The sequence below is a fragment of the Bacillus sp. J41TS8 genome (assembly GCF_018333035.1).
Classification (GTDB): domain Bacteria; phylum Bacillota; class Bacilli; order Bacillales; family Bacillaceae; genus Bacillus; species Bacillus paralicheniformis.
On sequence record NZ_BORF01000011.1, the window covers coordinates 1 to 23,841 of the forward strand.

Here is a 23,841-nt window from a genome sequence, read left to right on the forward strand (position 1 = left end):
CCGGGACAAGTTCACTTAAGGCAAAGACTTCAAGCTGTTCGCGCTGATCTTTAGAGTGCTTAGACAACATGGAAAAACCTCCAAAAACTAGATTTCACTCACATTTTAACAAAAAAAGCTTGTCGATGAAGCCATTTTTTGTGACTTTGTCGACAAGCTGAGGCGCTCCGGTCTGGAGCGCCTTTTTAACAATTAAGATTCCGAACAAACTCGGCGATTTTTTGATGGATAACAATATCAAATAAATGATCGTAAGGTGTCTCATCGAGATTGATCATCGCTTTCTTCAAGCCTGGGATCAGGTGCGCTTCTTCAGGAACAAACCTGACAGGCGCCACTTCAAGTGAAGTGCCGATCACCAAAAGCAGGTCGGATTCGTTGAGGGCTTCAAAAAGCGTGTCGAAATGCTGAACGGCATCGCCGAACAGCACGACATCCGTTTTTAATATGAATCCGCATTCTCTCCCCTTGCCATTGACGCGATGGCATCTTGGCACTTCTTCTTGAAGAATCTGGTCAAGACCATAGCGCGCCCCGCATTTTGGGCATGCGGCTGTTTGAATCGAACCGTGCAGTTCATATACATGCCGGCTTCCCGCCTTGAGATGCAGTCCGTCGATATTTTGCGTGAATACCTTGACATCCTTACCGCTTTTCTCGAGATCGGCTAAATAAAGGTGCCCGTCATTCGGCTGATAAGTTCCGGTCATTTTCATTTGAAAAAGCTCTTTAAACTTCGGCCAAAACAATTTTGGATATCGTTCGTAATAATCACGACTCATCGCTTCCATTCTTGACAGATCTTCCGTCCATATGCCGCCGGCTGAACGAAAATCGGGAATACCTGATTCCGTGCTCATACCGGCGCCTGTCAAAACGGTAATGCGCTCGGCATTTTCGATCATCTTCACAAATCTCAGGGCTTTTTCCTCCATTTGGCTTGTCTCCCTTCCAAAAGCGTTACCTAAGCATCTCCTTGCTGATCTTTCATTTTCTTCAACTCAAAGAGGCTGTGACCCGGAGAAACAAAATCAACCTGCTCCTCTTTCATAATATCAAGAATGCGGTAGTTGACATCCTGTCTGACGTCCAAGTTTTCGGCCCAGACCGTCGTATTGGTATAGTAGTTGAAGAAGATGCTTAAATGCGTATCCTTCAGGACGTCGAAATTGACCATAATCACATCCGGGTTGACCCCTTCGTGCGACTTGAGCATTTCTTTGAAACGCTCCACACATCGTTCGACTTTCTCGCGCGGGGTGGATGGATCGATTTCGAGCGTAAAGGTAACCTGACGCTTTCGCATTTTCGTCCAGTTCATGATCGCTTCGTTAGCCAGCACCGAGTTGGGGACGGTCACAAGAGCTTCTCCAGCCGTGCGGACTTTCGTGCTTCTGAACGATATATCTTCAACAGATCCGGTGACAATATTTGTTTCAATCCAATCGCCGATTGTAAAGGGCTTCTCCATAATAATGACAATTCCGCCGAAAAAGTTGCCGACAGTGTCTTTTGCCGCAAGAGCAAAAGCGAAGCCGCCGAGCCCGAGTCCGGCAACAAATCCGTTGACATCATAATTGAACTCTCCGGCGATGACGCTGATTCCGAGCGCTACAATGATAAAGCGGAGAATCTTGGACAAAAACGGCGCGAGAATATCATCCATATCAAGCTCAAGCCGCTTATTGATTTTATCGAATAAAACCGACGAAGCCGCCGTTAAGTTGTATAGGCCGCTTACAATGACCAAAATCACGGACACTCTGTACAGTTTATGAACGATCGCCATATGCCCATCAAAAAACGGGGAATAAATGATAGCCAGATAAATACCGAGTATCGCAAAAAACCACCGGGCCGGCTTTTCAAACGCCAGCGCCACCTGATTAAAAAAGTCTGTTTTCGTCTTATTCGTCAATTTCAGTATTAAGTTGAACAAGTACTTCGTAAATATTTTTCGAAACGCGAAAAATAAAAGAAGGATACCGATGCTGATTCCGATATCGACAGCGAAATCCATTGTCATATACTTTTCGAACATTGCTTTCTCTCCCTTATTTCACTCATCAAGCTTTAATTATACTAAAACGAGAAAAAAATTTCTCACTTTATTGTGCACCAAAAATAACCGTCGACACGCATAAAAGGCTGCCGAACACTTCGGCAGCCTGATGATCATCATATTTTATTGTTCCAGAGACAACGTGATTCGGGCCAACACCGCTATTTCTTCTTCTGAGACTGTGTTTGATCAAGGAGAGTCGCTTTAAACATTTCAGCATCGGTTTCGATCTTAATCCGTTCTTCCACTTTAATTCTCCCTTTACCCATCATCTCGCCTCCTTTTGTCCATTATAAAATATCAGAATCTTTAGTAAATGATCCTTTTGTACCATTTTGCCGAAATTTGTCGCTTGTCTCTTCTCCCTGCCTTTTGTCCGCTTCAGTCAAATGATTTACTTGCATCGCTAAAATCGGGTATCCTTGTGATGGAAAGATTTTATCAAGAGGAGCTGACATGCTTGCATATTATCGCACATCGCGGAGCCTCGGCTTACGCCCCTGAAAATACGTTTGCCGCTTTTGAAAAAGCGGTGGAGCTCGGGGCTGATTTTATCGAACTCGATGTACAGCTGACAAAAGACGGCAGACTTGCCGTCATCCACGATGACAAAGTTGACAGAACGACGAACGGTACCGGTTTCGTTCGCGAGTATACGATGAATGAGCTCGAAAAGCTTGATGCGGGAAGCTGGTTCAGCCCGGAATTTCAGGGCGAAAAAATCCCTTCACTTGAAGCTGTTCTGGGGAAATATCACAACGAGACGGGCCTTCTCATCGAAATCAAGTCGTCCAAAACCCAGCCCGGAATCGAAAAAGCGGCCGGACAACTGATCAGCCGGTTCGGCCATTCGATGAACACGATTGTCCAGTCGTTTGACGCAGGCGCCATGAGGGCGCTTCATCACATGTATCCTTCGATTCCGACCGCCGTTTTGATCAGGCCGCGATTCGGAATGCTGACGCGCGCCCGGCTGCGGCAAATCGCGGAGTTTGCCCGGTACGTCAGCCTGAAAGCTACGATGGTCAGCCCTTTTCTGATCAAATCGATTCACAGCTGTGATTTGAAGGCGCTGGCCTGGACGGTCAACGGGGAGAAAACGGGACGCCGCCTGAAAAGCTGGAAAATCGACGGGATCATTACCGACTACCCGGATTATTTTTGAGAAAGAAGGAAGAGTATGAAATCATCTGTTGCCGTTTTTATCGGAGGAGCCCTCGGCTCGCTGCTGCGCTACTTCGTCAATCTGCATGGCGGCACCGCCGGTTTTCCTTGGCCGACTTTTATTGAAAATGCGTCTGGAAGCCTTCTCCTCGGCCTTTTGACAGGTTTTTTTGCGGCTCGGGCAAAAAAGCCGCTCGTCCAGTTATGTTTAGGAACGGGGTTTTGCGGAGGATATACGACAATGTCCGCTTTTTCTAAAGAGACCGTATTTTTGCTGCAATCGGCCGCTCCGCACATCGGGGTTCTGTACTTGATCGTGTCGCTTGCCTGTGGGGTGTGCTCCGCATTTTTGGGCATCATGATCGGCAAAAGGATGAGCGGAGCGTCAGGGAAAGAAAAGGAGCGGTATCAATCATGATGGCAGTTGGATTTATGATCGCCGGAGGATTCGGCTCCGTTTTAAGATTTTGGCTCGGCAATATGCTCATGGCGATGTTTCCGCGCCCGCGCATTCCTGTCAGCGTGATGGTGGTCAATATTGTCGGCTCATTCGCCCTCGGCATATTCGTCAGCCTCGGCATTGACAATCAAACGGTCTCTATCTTGGTCGGAACTGGATTTTTCGGAGGCTTCACAACATTTTCCACATTCAGCGTCGAAGCGGTTCAGCTTTTGGCTGCAAAACGTGTAAAGGATTCAGCGGTTTACATGCTGCTTACAATGGCATGCTCACTCGGGGGGTTCTGGGCCGGCAGCATGCTGATTTTGTGAAGATGATGAAACAATGATGCTTGTTCGGCTATGAACAGGCGCTTGCACATGTACTTCCGGTTGTCATTTTTTTTGCGCCCGCCGTCGCAAAAGCTGTGCCCTGATTTGAATGGCATTGTTCAGAAAGGAACACCACGGACAACTAAAAAAGATACAAACACATTAAAGAATCCATTTTGAATGCTTCAAAATGGATTCTTCCCTTTTTATCCTTTTTCAATGGCCGCTGTTTGAAAGCTGTCCCAATTCGCAGAAATAACGTTCAAAACATCGTCTTTTTCTTGGTAAGCTCCAATTTGTCCCCCGTCCATCGTCACTTTATACAGGGGAAACTCATTGTGTGTCAGACCGAGGCAGAGTGCGATGCCGGCTGCATGTCCCCGCGCCGTCTGTTCGATCCAGGCGGCGCTTTTCATTTTTGCCGAATCTTCGGGATGATCGATAAAGCCGTTCTCCGTCAATATGGCGTGCATCGCTGTTTCCCGAAGAACATGAAAGTTCGCCTTCTTCATTCCCCTGTCCCTGAGTCCGTTCTGTTTAATCACTTCGCCGTGAATGATCCGTTGATAAAGAGCAGTAACTGATTCATCGGTCAAGCCGCTGTAGATATAATCTTCATACCCGTACGCTGTACCGTCAAAAGCGTTTGTATGAATGGAGACAAATAAATCGGCCCCCCACGAATTGGCATCATCTGTGCGCTCCTGAAGCGTGACCGTTTTGTCTGTTGTTCTGCTCAGCCTCGTCTCTGCGTTATCATACTCTTTTAATAGAATGTCATTCATTTTGAGAGCAATCGCAAGCGTCACGTCCTTTTCCTGCAAACCGTTTCCCGATGCTCCCGGATCACTTCCGCCGTGTCCCGGATCCAAATAAATCTTCATGTTCAATCTCCTCCTTTGATAATGGTTTCAAGACGTTTTTTGAGCCGGAGTAAAATCCAACTGATGACAAGCCAAGCCAAGTTCCGATCATCATATCTTCCTTCCAGTCCCCTGCGGTAAACAAGAGAGAAATCGAGATGCCGAAGACAATTGCACAGATGGGGAGAAATCGTTTCTGAATGCCGACAAGCTTTACCGTATGCACCAATCCCGTAATCAGCGGAACGAGCGCAATTTCAGAAAAATCCATGTTCTTCCTCTCCTTTCCTGAAGCGTTTGTCTCAAAAAATGACCGGCATTTGTTTCATTACATGTGTCAAACCTCCCCGCTGTTTAAAGCTTGTCTTTATCATAAAAGAAAAGCTGCCCTCTCCCGTGTCATCATCGCGTCAAGAACCTGAAAAAAAACTGAAGCGGCGCAGAAAAGAAGGGCTTGTTTGAGACAAGCCCTCGCATCCGTTAAATATTCGTGATCGCCGCCAAGCTGACAAGCAGCTTGTCCAGCAGCGATTTCTTCATTAAAAACAGCGTTTTTTCGCTGTAGCCGATTTCCATCGCGCATTTTCCCATGCTCCAATTATGAATATACCGGCATTCCACCAACTTCCGCTCGAGCTCATCCAATTCGGAGACAGCCGTTTCCATCGAATCAAGCAAAAATTGATAGAGCCTTTTTTCCGCGTCGATCTGATATTCAGCGTTTCTTTCTTTGACGGTGAGCCCGTTCTTTTGCTCCTTCTCCATCCTCCTTTCTAAATTGAGCACGGCGGCTTTGTAATTTTTCCAATTCCGCAAATGAAATTCGATCCGCTTAATATACGTTTTCCTCTCTTCCTCCGAAATGATTTCGTACCACAGCAAATCAATCACCTCTCAAACAGAACATTTGTTCCCATTATATACGAACAAAAGTTCCTGTTCAAATGACTTTTTTCTTAAAATCAAAAATCACCTTGAGCTATTTTTCGCTCAAGGTGACTTCGTTAACGACGACCGGATTTGCCGGTGCCAGCTCTACATGTTCTGTTGTTTGTTCCCGCTTAACTTCGACGTGCTTAATCAGACGCCCTTCCATTTCGAGAACCGTTATCGTGTAGGAGCCGATATGCACCGCCTGGCCTTCCGCGATATCTATGTTTTCTTTCAGCACAAGTCCGCCGACTGTTTCGACTTCCTCTTCCTCGAGATCGTCTTCAAACAGCTCATTGACCTGATCGATTCTCACTTTGCCGTCCATGATGTATTCATGATCGGAGACTTTTTCGATAAGCGGTTTTTCGTCTTCATCGAATTCGTCCCTGATTTCCCCGACGATTTCTTCAAGAATATCCTCGGCCGTCACAAGACCAGATGTCCCGCCGTACTCATCCGTTAAGATCGCCATGTGAATCCGCTCCCGCTGCATTTTGATCAGCAGCTTTTGAACAGGTACGGTTTCAATGACTTCAATAACCGGACGGACATAGGATTCAAGGGACAATCGCTTTTTCTCAGCCTCTGACATCATGAGCATATCCGTAAACAGCTGTTTCGTATTGATCATGCCGATGACATGATCCTTATCGCCTTTATAGACAGGCCAGCGCGTATACTTTTCCTGCAGCATGACCGAAATGGCCTCATCGATCGGCATATCCACCGGGACAGAGGCGATTTCAGTGCGCGGCACCATAATTTCTTTGGCGATCCGATTGTCGAATTCAAAGATTTTATTAACGTATCTATATTCAGACGGATTGATTTCTCCGCTTTTGTAGCTTTCTGATAACAGGATTCGCAGCTCTTCCTCCGAATGGGATTCATCCTTTTCCGAAGCAGGCTTCAAACCGAATAACCCGGTCAGCACTCTGGCTGAGGCATTCAGCGTCCAAATGAACGGGAACATCACAACATTGAAAAAGTGCAGGGGTCCCGCCAGCCACAGTGTCATCTGTTCGGCTTTTTGAATCGCGATGGTTTTTGGGGCAAGTTCTCCAACCACGACGTTCAGGAATGTAATCACTAAAAATGCAATGGCAACTGAAAGAGCGTGCGATACAGCGCCAGAAACATGCAAGCTTTCAAAGACCGGATGCAGCACCTTTTTAACCGTAGGCTCCCCCATCCAGCCGAGTCCGAGTGCTGTAATCGTAATGCCGAGCTGGCAAGCTGAAAGGTATTCATCCAAATCCGACACCACTTGTTTTGCGCGAACCGCCTTTTTGTTTCCTTCAGCAATCAGCTGATCAATGCGGGAGCTTCTGACTCTGACAATCGCAAATTCCGATGCCACGAAAAAAGCGGTTAATGCAATCAGAATCCCGATGATTATCAGACTAACAATATCGTCCATTTAACCTTATCCTTCACAAAGGACAAGGAGTCACCTCCTGATGAATTCAAATTCCCTTAATAAGGCTGATGTGCGTTCTGTAAAAATGACTATGCAGAGGGCCCCATCTAACCACCTCCAAGCCAAATATATACTATTATCTTACTTTATTAAAAAAGAGTCAGTCAAATGTCTAAACTTTAAATCTAACAATATTTTCTCGAATATTTAGATAAATAAAGGTTTTCGCATCAATTTTACGCCTTTTTTTGATCAATTAACTTGTATAAACAGCTTCTAATATATTAAAATGTTTTATAACTATAACGTGATGGTTGAGGAGGGATGCAGATGGGGCAGAGAAATATCGCATTGGCGAATTAGCAGCTGCTGCAGGCGTAACAAAACGGACTGTCGATTATTATACGAATCTCGGGCTGTTAACGCCTGACAGATCATGTTCAAACTACCGTTATTACGATGAAGCCGCTCTCAAACGGCTGAAGTTTATTATGGACTGCAAGCAGCAGAGATTGGCCCTGTCCGACATTAAAGTAAGGCTGGAAAACCAGTTTCCCTCTTCAACTGTGAATGATGATGAAATTGGAAGCCTGACAACGGAAATTGATCATGTCAATGACAATATTTCCGTGCTCATAAACAGATTGAAACGGTTGAATCCCGATGAACGGAAGATTCTGAAAAGCCGGCTTTCTCCTGAAAAAATGACGGTCATCCAGTCCTTTTTACTGCTGCTTTAGTTAATCTTTTACTAAACAGGAGGTGTTACCTTCATTCTCACGCTAGAGTGAAGGTCCTAATTGGAAATAGTTAATTTGGTTTTTGTTGCTGTATTAATTGCTTTAACAGCATTTTTCGTAGCGTCTGAGTTTGCGATTATCAGAATCAGAAGCTCGCGGGTTGATCAATTGATTGCTGAAGGAAACAAAACAGCGGTTTCGGTGAAAAAAGTCATTACGCATTTAGACGAATATTTATCGGCCTGTCAGCTCGGCATCACTTTGACGGCTCTCGGTCTCGGTTGGCTCGGGGAGCCGACAGTTGCCCGGCTGCTTGAACCGCTATTTGTGAAGTGGAACATTCCGAGCTCTGTATCACACATCGTTTCAGTCGTGATCGCCTTCAGCTTGATTACGTTTTTGCATGTGGTTGTCGGCGAGCTCGCTCCGAAGACGCTTGCGATCCAAAAAGCGGAAGCCGTTTCCTTCCTTTTTGCAAAACCGTTGATCTGGTTCTACCGCATCATGTTCCCATTCATCTGGGCGCTGAACGGATCGGCAAGGCTGCTGACGAAAGCGTTTGGCCTTGAAGCGGTTTCTGAAAATGAAATGGCGCACTCAGAGGAAGAGCTGCGAATTATTCTGTCAGAAAGCTACAAAAGCGGCGAAATCAATCAATCTGAGTTCAAATATGTCAACAAAATTTTTGAATTCGATGACCGTCTTGCCAAGGAAATCATGATCCCGAGAACAGAAGTCGTCAGCTTTCCAAATGATATGAAAATCGCCGAGATGATCGACATCACGAAGGTCGAAGGCTATACCCGCTATCCCGTCGAAGACGGAGATAAGGACAACATCGTCGGCGTCATCAATGTCAAGGAAATACTAACGGCCTGCATCAGCGGAGAATGCTCCAAAGAAGACACGATTGAACAGTTTATCAATCCGATCATTCATGTGATCGAGACTGTTCCGATCCACGATCTGCTTCTGAAAATGCAGAAAGAACGCGTTCATATGGCGATCCTTTCTGATGAATACGGCGGAACGGCCGGACTCGTGACGGTCGAAGACATCATTGAAGAAATCGTCGGCGAAATCCGTGACGAATTCGATATCGATGAAATTAATGAAATCCGCAAGATTGGCGAAAACCATTACATTCTCGACGGTAAAGTGCTCGTCAACCAAGTCAACGATCTGCTCGGCATTCAGCTCGACAATGAGGAAATTGACACGATCGGCGGATGGTTCCTGACGCAAAAATATGACGTCCAAAAAGGCGACATGATCACCGATCAGGGATTTGAATTCACGATCAACGAAATCGACGGCCACCACGTTTCATACGTTGAGGTGAAAAAAGCTGCGGAAACGCCGCTGCTTGAGGAAGCGGAATAACATTGTGAACAAACCGGGGGATACAATGAATTTGTATCCTCTTTTTTTGCATTCAAAATATGTAACCACTTGATTACAGAGCAAAATTCAATTATCATGTAATCAAGTGATTACATTTCAGGAGGGACTTATGTCAGCACAATCTACAAGGGATCGATTAATCGAAGCGGCGCTTGCCCTTTTCAAAGAAAAAGGATATCAAGCCGCATCCACCAGAGAAATTGCCCAAAAAGCAGGCGTCAATCATTTGACCCTTTTTAGACACTTCGGAAATAAACAGAATTTATTTCGGGAAAGTGTTATTCAACATGTGTCATCGGGAGATTTTATTGGAGAACTTGAAGGAATACTGAGCGGCGATTTACGACAAGACCTCTCATTCATTGCGAAAGCATATCTAAAAGAAAACCTGGAAAAAGGTACTGTTTTTTTACTTTACTTTAATGATGCAGTACAGGATAAGGAAGTTTGCGAATTAATCATGGATATTCCCCGCCGTCTCAATCGCTTTTTAGAGACTTATTTTGCGAACCTCTATGCCGAAAAAAAAATTTCAGGCGGCAATTTTCAAATTTTAAGCCAAATGTTTTTCGGTTTGCTGAATCAATACATTATGTTTCAACATTTGCCCGCATTCAAGGAGTCGTTCGATGATCGTATTGATGACTATGTTGAGGAGTGCGTCGATTTATTTTATACAAAACTTGAAAAGGAAGTGCCGTCTTGATTACTCTGCAACCGGTTTTGCACATACCTGCAGTTTCCAAATGGGATGAAAAAATAAACCTGAAGATAAGCGGACTCCGACCGTTTGACATCATTGAAATCATCTTGACTGTGAAAGATGAAGCTGACGCAGAGTGGAGATCACATGCTGTTTTTCAAGCGAATCGATTGGGAGAAGTCGACCCTGCAGCAGCAGCCCCAATAAAAGGAACCTACCAGTCTAAAGATCAAATGGGGCTTTTTTGGTCAATGCAGGCGGTTGAATCCTCCTGCTCGTTCCATAAAAAATCGGTTAATTCCTCCGTTTACAGGATTGAGGTGAAGCAAAAAGAACGCACGATCCTGAGTAAAGAAATAAAACGAGTGCTGCTTTCTGAAACAGTAGAGAGACAGGAAGTAAGCGAAAATGGGTTGTCCGGCACATTTTTTCGTCCGCTTGCTGTCAACCGGCCTCCCGCAGTCATCGTATTAGGGGGATCTGACGGCGGTCTTGATGAAACAATGGCAGGCATGTTAGCAAATTACGGATATGCAACATTTGCAATCCCTTATTTTCAATACAAACAGCTTCCTAAAAAACTGGTTGAAATCCCGCTTGAATATTTCCGGAAAGCGATCGATTGGCTCGGACGCCAAGAAGGACTTCATCATCGTCAGATCGGAATATGCGGAAGGTCAAAAGGCGGCGAACTGGCGCTGCTGATAGGTTCCCATTTTCCTGAAATCCGTTTTGCGGTTTCTCATGTAGGCGGCGGGGTCGTCTTTCAAGGCGTTGGATTAAAAAAATTTCGGCAGACATCTTCCTGGAGTCTGGACGGCGCACCGCTCGCCTTTGCCCCGCTGCCATTGTTTTCGCTTTCTCAGCTGTGGAATATGGTGACACATAAGCTCACAAGACAGCCTCATGCTTTTACTGATCTTTACAAAAAAGCTTTACGGAAAGTGAAAGAGGATCATCCAGCAATTATAAAAGCGGAACATATTAATGGGCCTATTCTGTTAACTTCAGGTACGGATGATTTGGTATGGCCCTCCGCCTCTATGAACGAGAAAATCGTTGAACGGCTGAAAAAGAAGAGATTTCCCTATTCTGTTAAACATCTATATTTCGAAGATGCCGGCCATAATATCAGGCCTCCATACTTTCCGACATCCGGGCGGAAAAGCCGAAAAATAGCCTATGGGGGAAAAACTGAAGCCGATGCCATTGCAGCTCAAACATTTTGGCGGGAACTGCTTTTGTTTTTAGAAAAATCAACTGCCCCAAACAACTAAAAAACCGCCTGGGGACAGGCGGTTTTCGCTTAGATAGCTCCCTTCGGGTTCGGCCCGTATTGATTTTCCTCTTTTACACTGTTTTGACAAAGCATGATCAGCAAAGTAAATTGCCCAATGAGAGGGATCAGACCGATGCAGATCCAGCAGCCGCTTTTACCCGTATCATGCAATCTGCGGATCGTGACAGCCAAGCCCGGCACAAGAATGGCAAGCAAATAAACCATCCCTAAAAATGTCTCTATTTCATATTCCGGAAGATGCAGAATGGCTTTAAAAAAACCGTAGAGGACCAAAATCATGTATGAGAAAAAGCAAAACAGCCAAAATTCCTTTCGTCTCGCCCTTCCTGTAAATCCTGCATAGTTTTTTATTGCTTTCAAATACCATTTCATATATAAGCTCCTCACCAATAAATATCGTTCTAAAATACTGCCCAAAAAATTAAAAAACAGCTTCTGTGCGTGAGAAGCTGTTTTTCCTTGCATATGTTTGAATTATAGCTGCTCCAGCTTTTTCTCTAAAGCTTTAATACTGTCATTCAAAGCCTCCGTCATCTTGACCAGCTTTTCTTTTGACGAATATTGAGCGAAATCTTCCTGATTGAGCGGTTCGCCGATGACCAGTTTCATTTTGCCTCTCTTGAAAAGCTCTTTTTCGTTGGAAGGACCGCTGTATGCGGCGGGCACAAGCGGCGCTCTTCCCATCTGGGCGATCGTGACAGCCCCTCTTTTCAATGGAACATCTTCAGATGATCTCGTTCCGCTTGGGAAAATGCCGACGATTTTTCCTTCTTTCAACAGCTTGATCGGGGTTTTGATGCTGCTTGGCCCGGGATTTTCCCTGTCGACGGGAAATGCGTTGATGCTTGAAAGAAAAGAACCGCTTAATTTATTTTCAAAAAGCTCTTTTTTCGCCATGTAATGAATTTCCATAGGCAAAATGCCGACACCCAGTGCGACGACATCCACCCATCCTGCATGTGTGCACGCAATAACGAAACCTGTGTCTTTAGGAAGATTTTCTTTATTGTATACTTTAATTCCGCCGCGCAAAGAAAGAATCGCTTTTGCAGCATAACCAGTAAATTTATACATATGGCACTTCCTTTATTGATGTAGTCGTATGAGGTTTCCCTTTATTATTATAACAATTTTTTTTATTACCTGGTACTAAAAAATGATTTTTCACAAAAAAACCGAGGAATTTTCTCCCCGGTTTTCAGACTTTTTCTTTTGTCGGCGGCGCCATGAATTCAGGCCCGATCTGTTCTGAAATCGTATTGTCCAATATGTCGTCAATTGCTTTTTGATCACTTTCCGTTAAACTCCAGCCGGTGATTTCGCTGACGGGACGGATTTGATCAGGGCGTCTTGCCCCCCATAAAGCAATGCTTGCGCCAGGCTGATCAAGCACCCATCTTGCTGCCAGATGGAGAACCGATTTGCCGAACCGCTCGTTTGCAAACTCATCAAGTTTCCTGACGGCCTCAAGATATTCTTTAAAGCGCGGCTTTTGAAACTTAGGGTCCCGCTTTCGAAGGTCGTCCCCTTTGAACGTGTAGTCCTCATTCATTTTTCCTGACAGGAGCCCCCTGCACAAGCTTCCGTATAATAGCGTCGTCAGCCCTTGATCTTGCGCATACGGAAGAATGTCTTGCTCGATTTCCCTTTCAAACATGTTGTACGGCGGCTGTACGGTTTGAAGCGGCGCCGCAGCTCTGAATGTGTCCATCTGCTCCGGGGAAAAATTGCTGACGCCGACCGCTCTGATTTTCCCCGCATCATACAAGTCTTTCATCGCTTCCGCCGTTTCTTCGATCAGGACGAGCGGATCGGGCCAATGCACTTGATACAGGTCGATGTAATCCGTATTGAGCCTTTTCAGCGAATCGTCAACTTCCTTGATGATCCGCTCCCTCGATCCGTCGCGGTACAGCTGTTCCTGCTTCCAATCAAGTCCTGATTTTGTCGCGAGAATGACTCGGTCGCGCTCTCCGTATTGCTGTACGGCTTTACCGACGATTTCTTCCGACTGCCCGAAACCGTATGCCGGAGCGGTATCAATCAGGTTGATTCCTTCATCAAACGCAGCATGAATCGTCTGAATCGCTTCTTTTTCATCGCTTCCGCCCCACATAAAACCTCCGATGGCCCATGTTCCGAGACCGATGCGCGACGATTCGATCGATGTACCGGATATGTTGATGTATTCCATGCTCCTCTCCCTCCTGTTGTGAGTCTGATATCATATTTTCCCGGAAGCTTTTTTTTAAAAACGTGTTTTGACTAAAAATCATCTTACAGCGGGACACTTCATATGCCTATTGCATATGATGATCCCAATAAACTAATGAAGGGACCTAGAACAAATGCATCCAAATCAATACCCATATTATATTCCTTTTTCTTATAACCCGGTTTGGTTTCACGAATCAGACTATGCAGGCGCTTTTCGAACACCCGGCAGCGAAGAACGCATCGTATTAAGAGATTATGGACAAAAGCCGTTTGCCGCTAACATCAACGAAGCGGCCAAACAGAACAAAACGTTTCGGACCGCTTTATGGACAGGAAGACATTTGCAAGTTACCCTGATGAGCCTCAACCCCGGCGAAGACATCGGATTGGAAATGCACCCTCACGTTGACCAGTTCCTTCGTGTTGAACAAGGCAGGGGAATCGTGCAAATGGGGCCGAGCAAACATCATTTGCAATTTAAAAGAAATGTTTTTGATGACACCGCTATCGTCATTCCTGCCGGAACATGGCACAATCTCACCAATACAGGCCATACTCCGCTGAAACTCTATTCAATCTATGCTCCGCCCAACCACCCATTCGGCACCGTCCATCGAACGAAAGCCGATGCGCTGGCCGCAGAAGACCGCCGCGGTCACGGCCAATATCTTTGACAGACGATAAAAACAGCTGATAATGAAGGATATCCTCTAATCAAATAGCCTTTTAGCATATAATAAAGATCTGATATGCTTAAAGGCTTATTTTGCTGCTGTGCTTTATATTTCGGCCGTTCAGTCGTTAAAATCGCGATGAAGATTAGTTTTTTTGAACGTGTTCAGTTATTATATAGGATAGATGATTTTAAAGGTAAGAAATTGGAGGAAAAATGAGCCGTGGGCATATTTAGTGCAACTTCAAACCTTTCTTATGCGTTTATAACATAGAGGGGAGAAAAGGCAGTGACTATCGACGAAATTTACCAAATGTATATGAATGATGTTTACAGGTTCCTGCTCTCCATGACGAAAGATAAACATCTAGCAGAGGATTTGCTTCAGGAAACCTTTATGAGAGCTTACATACACATCCATTCTTACGACCACAGCAAAGTGAAGCCATGGCTTTTTCAAGTGGCACGCAATGCGTTTATCGACTATGTCAGAAAGCATAAAAAGGAAGTGACGATTTCTGACGACATGATCGGAAACCTGTTTCAAAACGCGGTGCAAAGCCCTGCTCACCAGGTCGAAATCAAGGAAGTGTTAACCTTATATATGAACCAGCTCCCCGATAACTACCGGGAAGCGCTTACGCTGTACTATTTAAAAGAATTGAACTACAAGGAAGCGTCAAGCTTGATGAATATCTCAGAGGCTAATTTTAAAAGTGTTTTATTTCGTGCCAGACAGCGGCTGAAAGCACTTTACAACAGAGGTGTTAACGATGAATGAAGATTTTAAAAAACGTTGGGAAAAATATAAAAACGGCGAGCTTTCCGAATCGGAAATGCTCCGGGTCGAAGAAGAGCTTGAACAGCTTGAAGAATACCAGGATATGCTGGAACAGGAAATGAAAGACGAAGACTGGGATTTGGCGATCAGTCCTGAAAAGCAAAAAGCGATTTTAAGATACGGAAAAAATAAATCATATATGCGGATTTCCACCCTTGCTGTTATTTCTACGCTTATTATTCTGCCGATCTGCACACTCGGCAGCTATCTATACTACGGGTTGGGCGGGCATGAAAGCAAAGGGAATGAACTGGTGCAAACCGCTTCAATGACAGTTGCCGTCACAAATCCGAATATTCAAGTCGATACCGAAGCCCTTGTCAACAAGGTAAAACTCTTTGGAATCGAAACACAGTTCCCGTTAAAGAAGCAAATCGGAAACGTCACAAAAGTAGTTGGAAATGAAGAAGTGGAAATGTTCTTCGATCAGCTGAAGTCTCCGCAGATTCATCAATACAATCAGGAGCTTTCAAAAGAAGAACGTCATTTTGTCTACCCTGACGGCATCAAAGAAAAATCAGTGTCCAAAGCCGAGTCGATTTTAAAACAGCTGCCTGACGGAACCGTAACCGAAGCTTTCCTTTCCTTTGAAAGAGCATATCCGACAAAAGAGCTGTATGAAAAATTAAAAGGCTATGATGTTCGCGTTCTGTGGAATGCGATTGAGACAGAAGGCGATTTAAAAGATCATCCATACGCAGAGCCAATCGGTTTTCCCGGAAAAGATTCAAACCGGATTTTTGAAATTCAGCATCCTGCCGAAAACGATGACGAGCAGTTTAAAGCGGCACTTTCCTACATGATCAAGCACAATAAATGGGCTGAAACGATTTCAGGCAGGAAAAACCTGAAGCTTTCCAAACGGCTTGACTATGTGGAACAAAACGGTGTGAACGTGTATGGAGCCGTTATTACCGGACCGTCAAAAGAGGTTGAACGGCTGATCAAAAAAGGGCCTGTCAAAGCAGCTAAAGTAGGTGAGGTGGAATTATGGAACTGGTAAGAATCTTTAAGGAGCACAACGTATTTGGATGGGTGTCTGTCGGCACGGCCATTCTGTCCCTGTTCGTCTTAAACTTGGCCATTTTAAGCGACACGATCGCATATTCGTATAAGATGCTTCCTTTTGCGATGGCCGCCGTTCCGCTCGGAATTATCGAGCTGTTCATAAAAAAAGGACGGACCGGTCTCGGATTTCTCGGCGTCGTCCTGAACATTTTCATTCTCGTTTGCGTATGGACCATCGTCTCCATCGATACGAATCTGCAGCTCGGCTTTTAATAACTCCCCGGTTATACCGGGGAGTTTTTCATTTCAGAGCCTTGCGAAATAGGTAGCTCGCTTTTTCATACCCCATTTTCTCTTCGTAAAAACGGTGAGCGTCTGCCCGCTGTAAGCCTGATGATAAAGCGATTGAAGCCAATCCGTTCCCTTTGGCCCACTCTTCAACAGCGCCTAAAAGCTTCTTTCCATAGCCTTTTGAACGGTGTTTTTCACACGTCACCAGGTCCGCTACCCAAACATGACGGCCTTGGTTCAAAGAAACCCTCGGCAAAAAGCCGGCCAAAGCCACCGGAATATCACCGTCGTACAGCGCAAATAACGTGTAGCTTTCAGCCTCCCGAGCTTCTTTGACGAGCTCCAAAAAAGACGTTTCATCCAAATGGGGCCGGAGCTGTTTCATGATCGGATAGACTTCCTTGAGCTCTGTTTCACAATGCAATTCCCTATAATCAAGCAACATCGTCATTCCCTTCTGTTGGTTATGAAACTACTTTAACCCGAAAACTGACCTTTTTAAAATGACCAGTTTTGATAAAATAAAACATACCAGATGAATTGAAAGGGCTGATCGAATGGATATAACCCCTTTTTTAAACCGCAGCGGCAGCGAGCCGCTTTATCAGCAGCTGTACGCGTTTTTCAAACGAAGCATTCATTCGGGGTACATAAAGCCTGGAACAAAGCTTCCCTCCAAACGAATGCTTGCCAAACATTTAAATATCAGCCTGACAACCGTTGAACACGCGTATGAACAGCTGGCTGCAGAAGGATATTTGCTCAGCAAGCCTAGAAAGGGCTGGTATGCGGCCGAAGCGGAAGGAGACTTTGCACAGGCTGCACCTCCTCCTGCCGAAAAAGAAATGGAAGAACATGAGACGGCGGCGGACATGATCGATTTTCACCACGGCCATGTAGACCTCGCGTCATTTCCCGTTTCCCTATGGAAAAAAACGCTCGCCAAAACCTTTGATGAATCAGGGCACGGACTTTTTCAAAGCGGCCCCACGGCCGGAGATCTTCCGCTGCGGAAAATGATTGCGGTTTACCTCAGAGAATCGCGCGGCGTGGTCTGTTCACCCGAGCAAATCATTATCGGAGCCGGCACACCGGTTTTGCTGCAGTTGCTGTGCCATCTGTTTCCTAAAGGCACAACCGCCGGATTTGAAAATCCCGGATTTCATCGATCGAAAACGGTCCTGAAAACCGGCGGCTTCAATGTGGTGCCAATTGCAGTCGACGAGAGCGGGATTTCCGTGCAAGACCTTGAACAATATCAGCCGCAGCTCGCATACACCACCCCGTCCCATCAGTTTCCGCTCGGAATGATCATGCCGATCGGCCGCAGGCTGCAGTTGCTTGACTGGGCAGCATCGACCGGAGCTTATATCATTGAAGACGATTATGACGGGGAATTCCGCTATGCGGGACAGCCGATTCCTTCCCTTCAGGGACTCGACCGGAACCACCGGGTCATCTATTTAGGGACTTTTTCAAAATCGCTGATTCCCTCCCTCAGGATCAGCTATATGGTTCTCCCCTTTCCGCTCGTCAAAGAGGGGCTCAACATGGCATCCTTATTTAAACAAACGGTTTCCCGCCATGTACAGCATGCCATTGCTTTTTTTATGAAAAACGGGGATTATCAAAGGCACTTGAACCGAATGAGAACACTCTACCGAAAAAAGCGAAAAACGCTCCTTGATGCCATCAAGCGTGAATTTGGCGCTCATGCCGCAGTCAGAGGAGAGAACGCCGGTCTTCACATCATCCTTGAGGTGAAAAGCGCTCCGAGTGAAGAGTGGCTGACTCAAAAAGCACTGGAGAAAGACGTCAAAGTATATCCAGCCTCTGTCTCGTATGTGACTCCTCCTGAAACACACGCGGTGCTCCTCGGATTTGGCGGACTTTCTGAAAAAAGCATCGCAGACGGCATCAAAAAGCTGAAGACAGCATGGTTGAACGGCGGGCAGTCTCGGGAATGATCCTGCACAATCGGGCACGGAAAGTCGGATCCCGGGATTCTGATTCTGCTATTTTTGTAAACAGAGGAGGTCATCAAATGGATGTGCTGAAGAACATGAATCAAGCCATGGCGTATATTGAAGAACACCTGACGGACAGAATCGACTTTCAAACGCTTGCGAAGCTTTCTTACTGCTCTGAATATCATTTTAAAAGGATGTTTTCTTTTCTTGCAGGGATTTCGCTGTCCGAATACATTCGCCGCAGGCGGCTTACCCTTGCAGCGTTTGAATTGAAAAACACAAATCAAAAAGTAATTGATATCGCTATGAAATACGGCTATCACTCGCCGGATGCTTTTACGCGCGCATTTCAAAAGCTGCACGGCATTACGCCGACAGAGGCGAGGCACGATATCAGCACACTGAAAGCATATCCTCCGATGACCTTCCAGTTAACAATTAGAGGAGGAAACGAAATGAACTACCGTATTGTAGAAAAGAAGGCATTTCGGATCGTCGGAATCAAAAAAAGGGTCCCTGTCGTCTTTCACGGAATCAATCCGGAAATCGTCTCGATGTGGAAAGCTTTAAGCAGTGAAAACATCGCTGAATTAAAAGAGCTGTCAAATGTCGAGCCGCTTGGACTGATTCAAGCATCAGCGAACTTTTCCGAAGGCCGGATGGAAGAGCAGGGAGAGCTTGACCATTATATCGGTGCAGCGACAACGAAGGAATGCCCGGACCGATATGAACAGCTTGAAGTTCCCGCCTCGACATGGGCTGTCTTTGAATCGGCCGGTCCGTTTCCGGACACCCTTCAAAATGTCTGGGGACGCATTTATGCTGAATGGTTCCCGGCTTCACATTACGAGCAAACGAAAGGGCCGGAAATCCTCTGGAATCAGGATCAGGATATCAGCTCCCCAACGTTTAAAAGCGAAATATGGATACCGGTTCAAAAAAGAACAGCATGTAAGGATTAAAGAAAAAAAACAAAAGCTCAAGATATCAGTTCTTTTATGCTTCACTTTTCCACCGCGTGCAGCAGTCAAAATATCGCTTCAGAAGAAAAAGAGACAATGACGCTGAGAGTGACGATATAACATTGAAGAAAATGACGTAAAATACCCAGATAACATTTGAATTTCAGCCTTGAAGAATTTGCACAGGCGTACAATAAAGTAGAGCAAAACTTTGAAAAACGATGAAGAGATGAAAGCTCCTATTCTTAATCGGATTAATGATGGTGGGAATTACTCTGTTCATCTGGCTAATACTCCAGAAACAAAATAATAATAAAAAATCGAACCGTTAATATAAGAAACAACCAAGCACATTCATATTGACGGTTCGCTTCCTCAACAATTTCACACCCGTTTGTATAGTCTCCTATGATTTTTTGAATCCCTATCTAAAAGAAGTCAAGAACAGAGTGATAAAAAATATGAGTTTATATGGTGGATTGCAACACTCTTCATGCTTCCAGTGATGATTCTTAATACTGTCTTTTTAAAAATTGACCCGTTTTGGCGGTAACTGGAAAAACAGTAAACCTGGTGAACCGATAAAATCTATTAAAGATTTCTAAGGAATGGAGTGAAAATTTATGAGCTCAAATAGAATTGATGTAAAAATACTTAATGCTGAAAATATAAATAGCCTTATATCAATAATTAGAAAATACGGTGGAGAGCCGATTAGCGAGATAAAAAAGAATATAAGCGAAGGCCATTCTATATTAACTTGTTATTATGTTGATGATCCGAATAAACTAACCTCTCTGTTAAGTGTCATCGAAGCATTAGAACAAAAAGGAGCCAAGTTGGAAATAATACAAAAAATCCGGAATTCAAGTAGAGTTATAGACTCTAATATTATTAAGAACTTGATCGACAGAGACAGACTGATAGCAGAACAAATACAGGAATATGACGATAATCTGTCGGATTAATAATACCTGATAAAGCCATGAGAATTTAAAGTAAAAAAATGAAATCGGCCCTCAACAGAGGGCCTTTTCTTTATTACTTCAGCAACGATTCAAGTTTCGCCTTTTAGAAGGTCTTAACAGATTTTAAAATTATCTTGGCGTCCTAAACCACTTATAATCATATCCGACTTGTTTTGAATACTTACTGTCTTTGTATACATACAATTCAATGATCGTATATCTATATTTTTTATCATAAGCTAAATACTGGGTGGTCGAAAAATATCGTGTTGGCTTTTTCTCAAAGAATGTTGGAAAGAATGTGTTTGCAGCTATTGCAGCCCACTTATTCCAAAGTGCTGGAAGTGATGCGACAAATCTAGCAGCTAATTCAGAAGCCGTATCCATGTTTTTTGAACTTCCCCTAAAATGGTCAACTATTTTCCATTTACTCGAAGGTGGTACAGCTTGAATATGTACCTTCCCATTTTCATCCATGACGGAAACGCTAGATAAATCAGCCATTTGCTGCAATTCAGTTTTAACAACTGTCGATCTAAATGAATCACTTTCTTCCTCAGCTGCATGTGATGTTTGCGGAATTAATGAAGAGGCAATTAATCCAGCAGCCAACGCAGTCCCAACAATTTTTTTCATTTTTTCATGCATCCTTTCATGTTATATTTGTTATGTAATTATCTGAGTTGACAGGGCGATTATACCAAATTTGTAAATTCCATCAATTGAATTTACAGAATCTTAACAAAATGGAGGGTTTCTGATGAATGAAGATAAATTAAATATTTTCGAAAAAATTGTATATGGACTGGTTATTGCTTCTTTATTCGTGTGGGCATTTTCACCAGAAGCTATTAAAGGGATTATAAAGATTATTAGTTTTCTTTTGTTAACTACTGGATTCATTATTTCTGGCTTTTTGAAACGGGAAGAAAAACTTTTTATCATTATCCTTGCTATAGCTTGGATTGTAATGGTCGCCGGTATCTTTTAATAGTAAATCACTCCATGGATTCCAATACTTATTGAGCGGCCCTCTGTCAGAGGGCCTTTTCATTATTTCATTAGCTTTTCAATTTTCGCTTTAGTCTTAGGACCGTAAATACCATCCGCAGAAAGCCCGTGCATAAGCTGGAACCGTTTGACTGCGTTCGCCGTTTTCGGCCCGTAATAACCATCTATGCCGTTATTCTTTGCTCCTTTGTCTGGATAGAAATAGAGGGCAGCTAGAGCCTCTTGAATCTGTCGGACGCCTGTCCCTTCCATCAATGGGCTTTTTACCTTATAGATGCCAGACGGCAGCGGGTAGGATGATTTTTTGCCGTTTGAGGAAGGCTTTTTCTTTTTCGCTTCAATAGCTGCGAGCGCCTTTTCGGTAGCCGGTCCGTAGATTTCATCCACCGCGCTACCCGCTTTCTTTTGCTGAGCTTTAACAGCTTGCACCGTTTCATCTCCGTAAGACTCACCAGCCCCGTATTTCGGCAGTGTAAGCCCGCGGCAATCAAACGTTTCTGCAGCGCCTTGCCCTTGGAACAGGACGACCCTTTTTTCAGGGTTGTTCCTATGGTTTTGCTTGACTGTCTCGTGGATGATGTTGTCTTTGACACAGTTTTATTTTCAAGCAGGGCATCAACTTTTTTCTGAATGTCGCCAACTGGCTTGAATCCCTAACCCAGGGAGTCGGGCAGCTTTTATTTGTCACATCATCATGCCGCGCGATCTTGTCTGTAGCACAGATCGGCGATCAATTCAGCGGCATTCTGAACCGTTTCACCGTGAATCTTGCCGTCTTTTTCGACACACGTTTCGACGCTGATAGACTTTGCATTGGCGTTCGGTTTAAGGAAACTCACATATCAACTGAACATTTTTTATGATGTGCATGGTATGCGGCTTCATTTTCAAACTTTATCCGGCTGCTACATCGGACGGTTCAACATGCGCTTTTAAAAAGGCGATATAATGGTCAATTGTATCAACCGTCGTGTAAGGCGAGACACTGTAGAATTTCTGGACATAAAGCGGCACGGGCAAACGGCTGTCAGCAGGATAAACGTATGTTTGCTTTTTCGTGCTGCCAAAATAGGTGTGACTGCGGTGCCTTCCCAATGTTTCGGCGATTTTTTCATTGAATTTGTTAATATTCCGCACTTCTTCCTCCGTGATGGCGCCGCTGATTTCTTCGTGATAGCGGACATTTCCCGGATAGAAGCGGAATGTCGTTACAGGTGATACATCATTGGTGACGGCTGCATTCGGAAAAGCCTGCAGGAGTTTTTTTCGAAATGCCAGGTTAACTCTAATGTAATTGGCCAAGATCTCCTGGTAGCCTTCGATTCCGAATGCGAGCAGAGAAGCATAAATCGGTATGCTGCTTCCCATTCGCGAACACTCTAGCGTATAGCTCGTATGATAGCTGCCAAACCCTCTGTTACCGACATAAGGCGTCTCATCCGGATCCAAATCAACGACTTTCAGTGCCTCACGGTTTTTCACCAAGAAAAGGCTTGTGATATAAGGCGTTTGTCCAAGTTTATGAAAATCAAAGACCAAGCTGTCCGCCAGGTGCAAATGCTGAAAATGTTTTTTGTAGCGGGCAAGCGTCTCAAGCACCTCATCTTCAAGATGAAGCGGGTTTCCGATGAAATCGTATCCGTTAAAAAAACCGTACATCCCACCCATCGCCGTATCGGCATGAATATAGACAGGAGGCAAACCGTAGGCGGCCTCTATTTCCTCAGTCACTTTTTTGATACCGGCCAAATCATCGATGCCAAATGAGTCAGTTGTGCCAAGCGTTGCCAATACATAGATCGGATGTCCGCCTTTTTCAATCACGGCTTGCATTTTTTCCCGCAAATCGGCCAGATCCATCGAATGATCGCGATTCGTCTTGACCTTGATCAAATGGTCCGTCCCGATTCCGGAAGCTTCCATCGATTTGTAAAGACTGAAATGCGAAAGCTCTGAACAGAACGCGTACAGGTGATGCGGCGTTCCTTGCTGATTCGCTTCAGGATACGCGCTTGCGATCGCCAGCCTGAGCGACTGAAAAACAGCTCCCTGCCCGCCCCATGTGGTAAAACCGCCGCTCTTGTGCCTGTCATAGCCGACAATGTCCGAAAGCATCGCCGTGATCTGCACTTCCGCCTTGGCTGCAGCGGTGCCGTCGACATCCCATAAATTGTTTCCGTTTAAAAGAACCATTAAAAGATTCCCGGCGATGCTGGCGGTGTTCGGCAAAGGTGTCGCGTTGGCCACATAATGCCTGTTTAAAAAACGGTGGCCGTCAAGCAATTTCAATAGCTCTTCAACGCTTTTTTCCGCCCCGAAGCCTTTTTCCGGCAAGGCGGCCTCTTCAATGACGCTTTGATAGTAGTCAGAGGAAACTTCAGACTCGCGGCCAAGCGTCATCCGGGCGGGATCCTTCAGCCTGTCCATTCCGGCCAATACCGCTTCAAGCAATGCCAGCAGCTGATACCGCGCCTCGTGATTGCCATCCTCGCTCGGAAACATCTGTTGAAAGTCTAACACCATATTCACCCATCTCCTGA

The 23,841-nt window shown here is 44.9% G+C and carries 29 protein-coding genes and 1 pseudogene; 15 read left to right on the forward strand and 15 right to left on the reverse strand.

Going from position 1 to position 23,841, the window contains the following annotated elements; all coding sequences use genetic code 11:
• Window positions 1-185 precede the first annotated feature (185 nt).
• From KI350_RS14790 to KI350_RS14800, 3 genes are all read right to left on the reverse strand, one after another.
• A complete protein-coding gene (locus KI350_RS14790) occupies window positions 186-935 on the reverse strand; it encodes an NAD-dependent protein deacylase (protein WP_059232087.1) in 750 nt (249 codons plus the stop codon).
• A gap of 29 nt (window positions 936-964) precedes the next feature.
• The gene (locus KI350_RS14795; protein ID WP_039072568.1) at window positions 965-2,041 is read right to left on the reverse strand and encodes a mechanosensitive ion channel family protein; all 1,077 of its coding nucleotides are present in this window, start codon (window positions 2,039-2,041) and stop codon (window positions 965-967) included.
• A gap of 182 nt (window positions 2,042-2,223) precedes the next feature.
• Complete coding sequence (locus KI350_RS14800) at window positions 2,224-2,331, reverse strand: YhdX family protein (RefSeq protein WP_003180159.1); 108 nt, start codon at window positions 2,329-2,331, stop codon at window positions 2,224-2,226.
• Between the two features lie 191 nt (window positions 2,332-2,522).
• On the opposite strand from KI350_RS14800, the gene KI350_RS14805 reads away from it, so the two are divergent.
• Genes KI350_RS14805 through crcB form a run of 3 tightly spaced genes read left to right on the forward strand, consistent with a single transcriptional unit; the run spans window position 2,523 to window position 3,997 of the window.
• Window positions 2,523-3,227, forward strand: a complete 705-nt coding sequence (locus tag KI350_RS14805; RefSeq protein WP_236808538.1) for a glycerophosphodiester phosphodiesterase — start codon at window positions 2,523-2,525, stop codon at window positions 3,225-3,227.
• 15 nt (window positions 3,228-3,242) lie between these two features.
• Window positions 3,243-3,644, forward strand: a complete 402-nt coding sequence (locus tag KI350_RS14810; RefSeq protein WP_023856526.1) for a fluoride efflux transporter FluC — start codon at window positions 3,243-3,245, stop codon at window positions 3,642-3,644.
• Window positions 3,641-3,997, forward strand: a complete 357-nt coding sequence (gene crcB, locus KI350_RS14815) for a fluoride efflux transporter CrcB (RefSeq protein ID WP_039072566.1) — start codon at window positions 3,641-3,643, stop codon at window positions 3,995-3,997. The genes KI350_RS14810 and crcB overlap by 4 nt, the downstream gene beginning before the upstream one ends.
• 206 nt (window positions 3,998-4,203) lie before the next feature.
• Here crcB and KI350_RS14820 read toward each other — a convergent pair whose 3' ends face one another.
• From KI350_RS14820 to KI350_RS14835, 4 genes are all read right to left on the reverse strand, one after another.
• Window positions 4,204-4,881 carry an N-acetylmuramoyl-L-alanine amidase family protein gene (locus KI350_RS14820; RefSeq protein ID WP_009328972.1) on the reverse strand — a complete coding sequence of 226 codons (678 nt, stop codon included), beginning with the start codon at window positions 4,879-4,881 and terminating at the stop codon, window positions 4,204-4,206.
• On the reverse strand, window positions 4,844-5,131 hold the full coding sequence (locus KI350_RS14825; protein ID WP_003180149.1) for a hypothetical protein: 288 nt from the start codon (window positions 5,129-5,131) through the stop codon (window positions 4,844-4,846). Before KI350_RS14825 ends, KI350_RS14820 begins: the two co-directional genes overlap by 38 nt.
• Before the next feature lie 209 nt (window positions 5,132-5,340).
• Entirely contained in the window at window positions 5,341-5,742 is a 402-nt protein-coding gene (locus tag KI350_RS14830; protein ID WP_003180147.1) for a hypothetical protein, read from the reverse strand.
• Between the two features lie 97 nt (window positions 5,743-5,839).
• Window positions 5,840-7,213 carry a hemolysin family protein gene (locus tag KI350_RS14835; protein ID WP_212930508.1) on the reverse strand — a complete coding sequence of 458 codons (1,374 nt, stop codon included), beginning with the start codon at window positions 7,211-7,213 and terminating at the stop codon, window positions 5,840-5,842.
• Between the two features lie 314 nt (window positions 7,214-7,527).
• On the opposite strand from KI350_RS14835, the gene cueR reads away from it, so the two are divergent.
• The 4 genes from cueR (at window position 7,528) to KI350_RS14855 (ending at window position 11,337) form a co-directional block, all read left to right on the forward strand.
• On the forward strand, window positions 7,528-7,953 hold the full coding sequence (gene cueR / locus KI350_RS14840) for a Cu(I)-responsive transcriptional regulator (protein ID WP_020450745.1): 426 nt from the start codon (window positions 7,528-7,530) through the stop codon (window positions 7,951-7,953).
• Window positions 7,954-8,013: 60 nt separating this feature from the next.
• Window positions 8,014-9,336, forward strand: coding sequence for a hemolysin family protein (locus KI350_RS14845; RefSeq protein WP_020450744.1), 1,323 nt, complete (start codon window positions 8,014-8,016; stop codon window positions 9,334-9,336).
• 130 nt (window positions 9,337-9,466) lie between these two features.
• A complete protein-coding gene (locus KI350_RS14850) occupies window positions 9,467-10,063 on the forward strand; it encodes a TetR/AcrR family transcriptional regulator (protein WP_020450743.1) in 597 nt (198 codons plus the stop codon).
• The gene (locus tag KI350_RS14855; RefSeq protein WP_026579981.1) at window positions 10,060-11,337 is read left to right on the forward strand and encodes an acyl-CoA thioesterase/bile acid-CoA:amino acid N-acyltransferase family protein; all 1,278 of its coding nucleotides are present in this window, start codon (window positions 10,060-10,062) and stop codon (window positions 11,335-11,337) included. The genes KI350_RS14850 and KI350_RS14855 overlap by 4 nt, the downstream gene beginning before the upstream one ends.
• A gap of 29 nt (window positions 11,338-11,366) precedes the next feature.
• Here the strand turns inward: KI350_RS14855 and KI350_RS14860 are convergent, their stop codons facing one another.
• The 3 genes from KI350_RS14860 to KI350_RS14870 all read right to left on the reverse strand — a co-directional run bounded on the left by KI350_RS14860 (window position 11,367) and on the right by KI350_RS14870 (window position 13,554).
• Window positions 11,367-11,732, reverse strand: coding sequence for a DUF805 domain-containing protein (locus tag KI350_RS14860; protein ID WP_195536122.1), 366 nt, complete (start codon window positions 11,730-11,732; stop codon window positions 11,367-11,369).
• 102 nt (window positions 11,733-11,834) lie between these two features.
• Window positions 11,835-12,434 (reverse strand): lysophospholipid acyltransferase family protein, encoded by a 600-nt coding sequence (locus tag KI350_RS14865; RefSeq protein ID WP_020450740.1) that lies wholly within the window; start codon window positions 12,432-12,434, stop codon window positions 11,835-11,837.
• A 124-nt stretch (window positions 12,435-12,558) separates the two neighbouring features.
• Entirely contained in the window at window positions 12,559-13,554 is a 996-nt protein-coding gene (locus tag KI350_RS14870; RefSeq protein ID WP_212930509.1) for an aldo/keto reductase, read from the reverse strand.
• A 154-nt stretch (window positions 13,555-13,708) separates the two neighbouring features.
• On the opposite strand from KI350_RS14870, the gene KI350_RS14875 reads away from it, so the two are divergent.
• The 4 genes from KI350_RS14875 to KI350_RS14890 all read left to right on the forward strand — a co-directional run bounded on the left by KI350_RS14875 (window position 13,709) and on the right by KI350_RS14890 (window position 16,372).
• Window positions 13,709-14,251, forward strand: coding sequence for a cupin domain-containing protein (locus KI350_RS14875; RefSeq protein ID WP_212930510.1), 543 nt, complete (start codon window positions 13,709-13,711; stop codon window positions 14,249-14,251).
• Between the two features lie 288 nt (window positions 14,252-14,539).
• Window positions 14,540-15,031 carry an RNA polymerase sigma factor SigM gene (gene sigM, locus KI350_RS14880; RefSeq protein WP_011197692.1) on the forward strand — a complete coding sequence of 164 codons (492 nt, stop codon included), beginning with the start codon at window positions 14,540-14,542 and terminating at the stop codon, window positions 15,029-15,031.
• A complete protein-coding gene (locus KI350_RS14885) occupies window positions 15,024-16,094 on the forward strand; it encodes an anti-sigma factor (protein ID WP_059232058.1) in 1,071 nt (356 codons plus the stop codon). Before sigM ends, KI350_RS14885 begins: the two co-directional genes overlap by 8 nt.
• A complete protein-coding gene (locus tag KI350_RS14890; protein WP_003180123.1) occupies window positions 16,082-16,372 on the forward strand; it encodes a hypothetical protein in 291 nt (96 codons plus the stop codon). Before KI350_RS14885 ends, KI350_RS14890 begins: the two co-directional genes overlap by 13 nt.
• 28 nt (window positions 16,373-16,400) lie before the next feature.
• Here KI350_RS14890 and KI350_RS14895 read toward each other — a convergent pair whose 3' ends face one another.
• Window positions 16,401-16,835: a GNAT family N-acetyltransferase gene (locus tag KI350_RS14895; protein WP_025808232.1), complete on the reverse strand. Its 435-nt coding sequence runs from the start codon at window positions 16,833-16,835 to the stop codon at window positions 16,401-16,403.
• 112 nt (window positions 16,836-16,947) lie between these two features.
• Between KI350_RS14895 and pdxR the strand changes: the two genes are divergently transcribed.
• The 3 genes from pdxR (at window position 16,948) to KI350_RS14910 (ending at window position 20,290) form a co-directional block, all read left to right on the forward strand.
• Entirely contained in the window at window positions 16,948-18,357 is a 1,410-nt protein-coding gene (gene pdxR, locus KI350_RS14900; RefSeq protein WP_212930511.1) for a MocR-like pyridoxine biosynthesis transcription factor PdxR, read from the forward strand.
• 77 nt (window positions 18,358-18,434) lie between these two features.
• The gene (locus tag KI350_RS14905) at window positions 18,435-19,322 is read left to right on the forward strand and encodes an AraC family transcriptional regulator (RefSeq protein WP_059232052.1); all 888 of its coding nucleotides are present in this window, start codon (window positions 18,435-18,437) and stop codon (window positions 19,320-19,322) included.
• A gap of 623 nt (window positions 19,323-19,945) precedes the next feature.
• On the forward strand, window positions 19,946-20,290 hold the full coding sequence (locus KI350_RS14910; RefSeq protein WP_020450732.1) for a hypothetical protein: 345 nt from the start codon (window positions 19,946-19,948) through the stop codon (window positions 20,288-20,290).
• A gap of 129 nt (window positions 20,291-20,419) precedes the next feature.
• On the opposite strand, the gene KI350_RS14915 is transcribed toward KI350_RS14910, so the two are convergent.
• A complete protein-coding gene (locus KI350_RS14915; RefSeq protein ID WP_020450731.1) occupies window positions 20,420-20,926 on the reverse strand; it encodes a hypothetical protein in 507 nt (168 codons plus the stop codon).
• Window positions 20,927-21,050: 124 nt separating this feature from the next.
• On the opposite strand from KI350_RS14915, the gene KI350_RS14920 reads away from it, so the two are divergent.
• Entirely contained in the window at window positions 21,051-21,281 is a 231-nt protein-coding gene (locus KI350_RS14920) for a hypothetical protein (RefSeq protein WP_020450730.1), read from the forward strand.
• A 62-nt stretch (window positions 21,282-21,343) separates the two neighbouring features.
• Here the strand turns inward: KI350_RS14920 and KI350_RS23415 are convergent.
• The 3 genes and pseudogenes from KI350_RS23415 to KI350_RS14935 all read right to left on the reverse strand — a co-directional run.
• Window positions 21,344-21,604 (reverse strand): annotated as a pseudogene (locus tag KI350_RS23415) (peptidoglycan-binding domain-containing protein); the annotation flags it as partial.
• Between the two features lie 389 nt (window positions 21,605-21,993).
• Complete coding sequence (locus KI350_RS23420; protein WP_228119599.1) at window positions 21,994-22,140, reverse strand: hypothetical protein; 147 nt, start codon at window positions 22,138-22,140, stop codon at window positions 21,994-21,996.
• Window positions 22,141-22,195: 55 nt separating this feature from the next.
• Window positions 22,196-23,824, reverse strand: a complete 1,629-nt coding sequence (locus KI350_RS14935) for a pyridoxal phosphate-dependent decarboxylase family protein (protein ID WP_212930512.1) — start codon at window positions 23,822-23,824, stop codon at window positions 22,196-22,198.
• Window positions 23,825-23,841 lie beyond the last annotated feature (17 nt).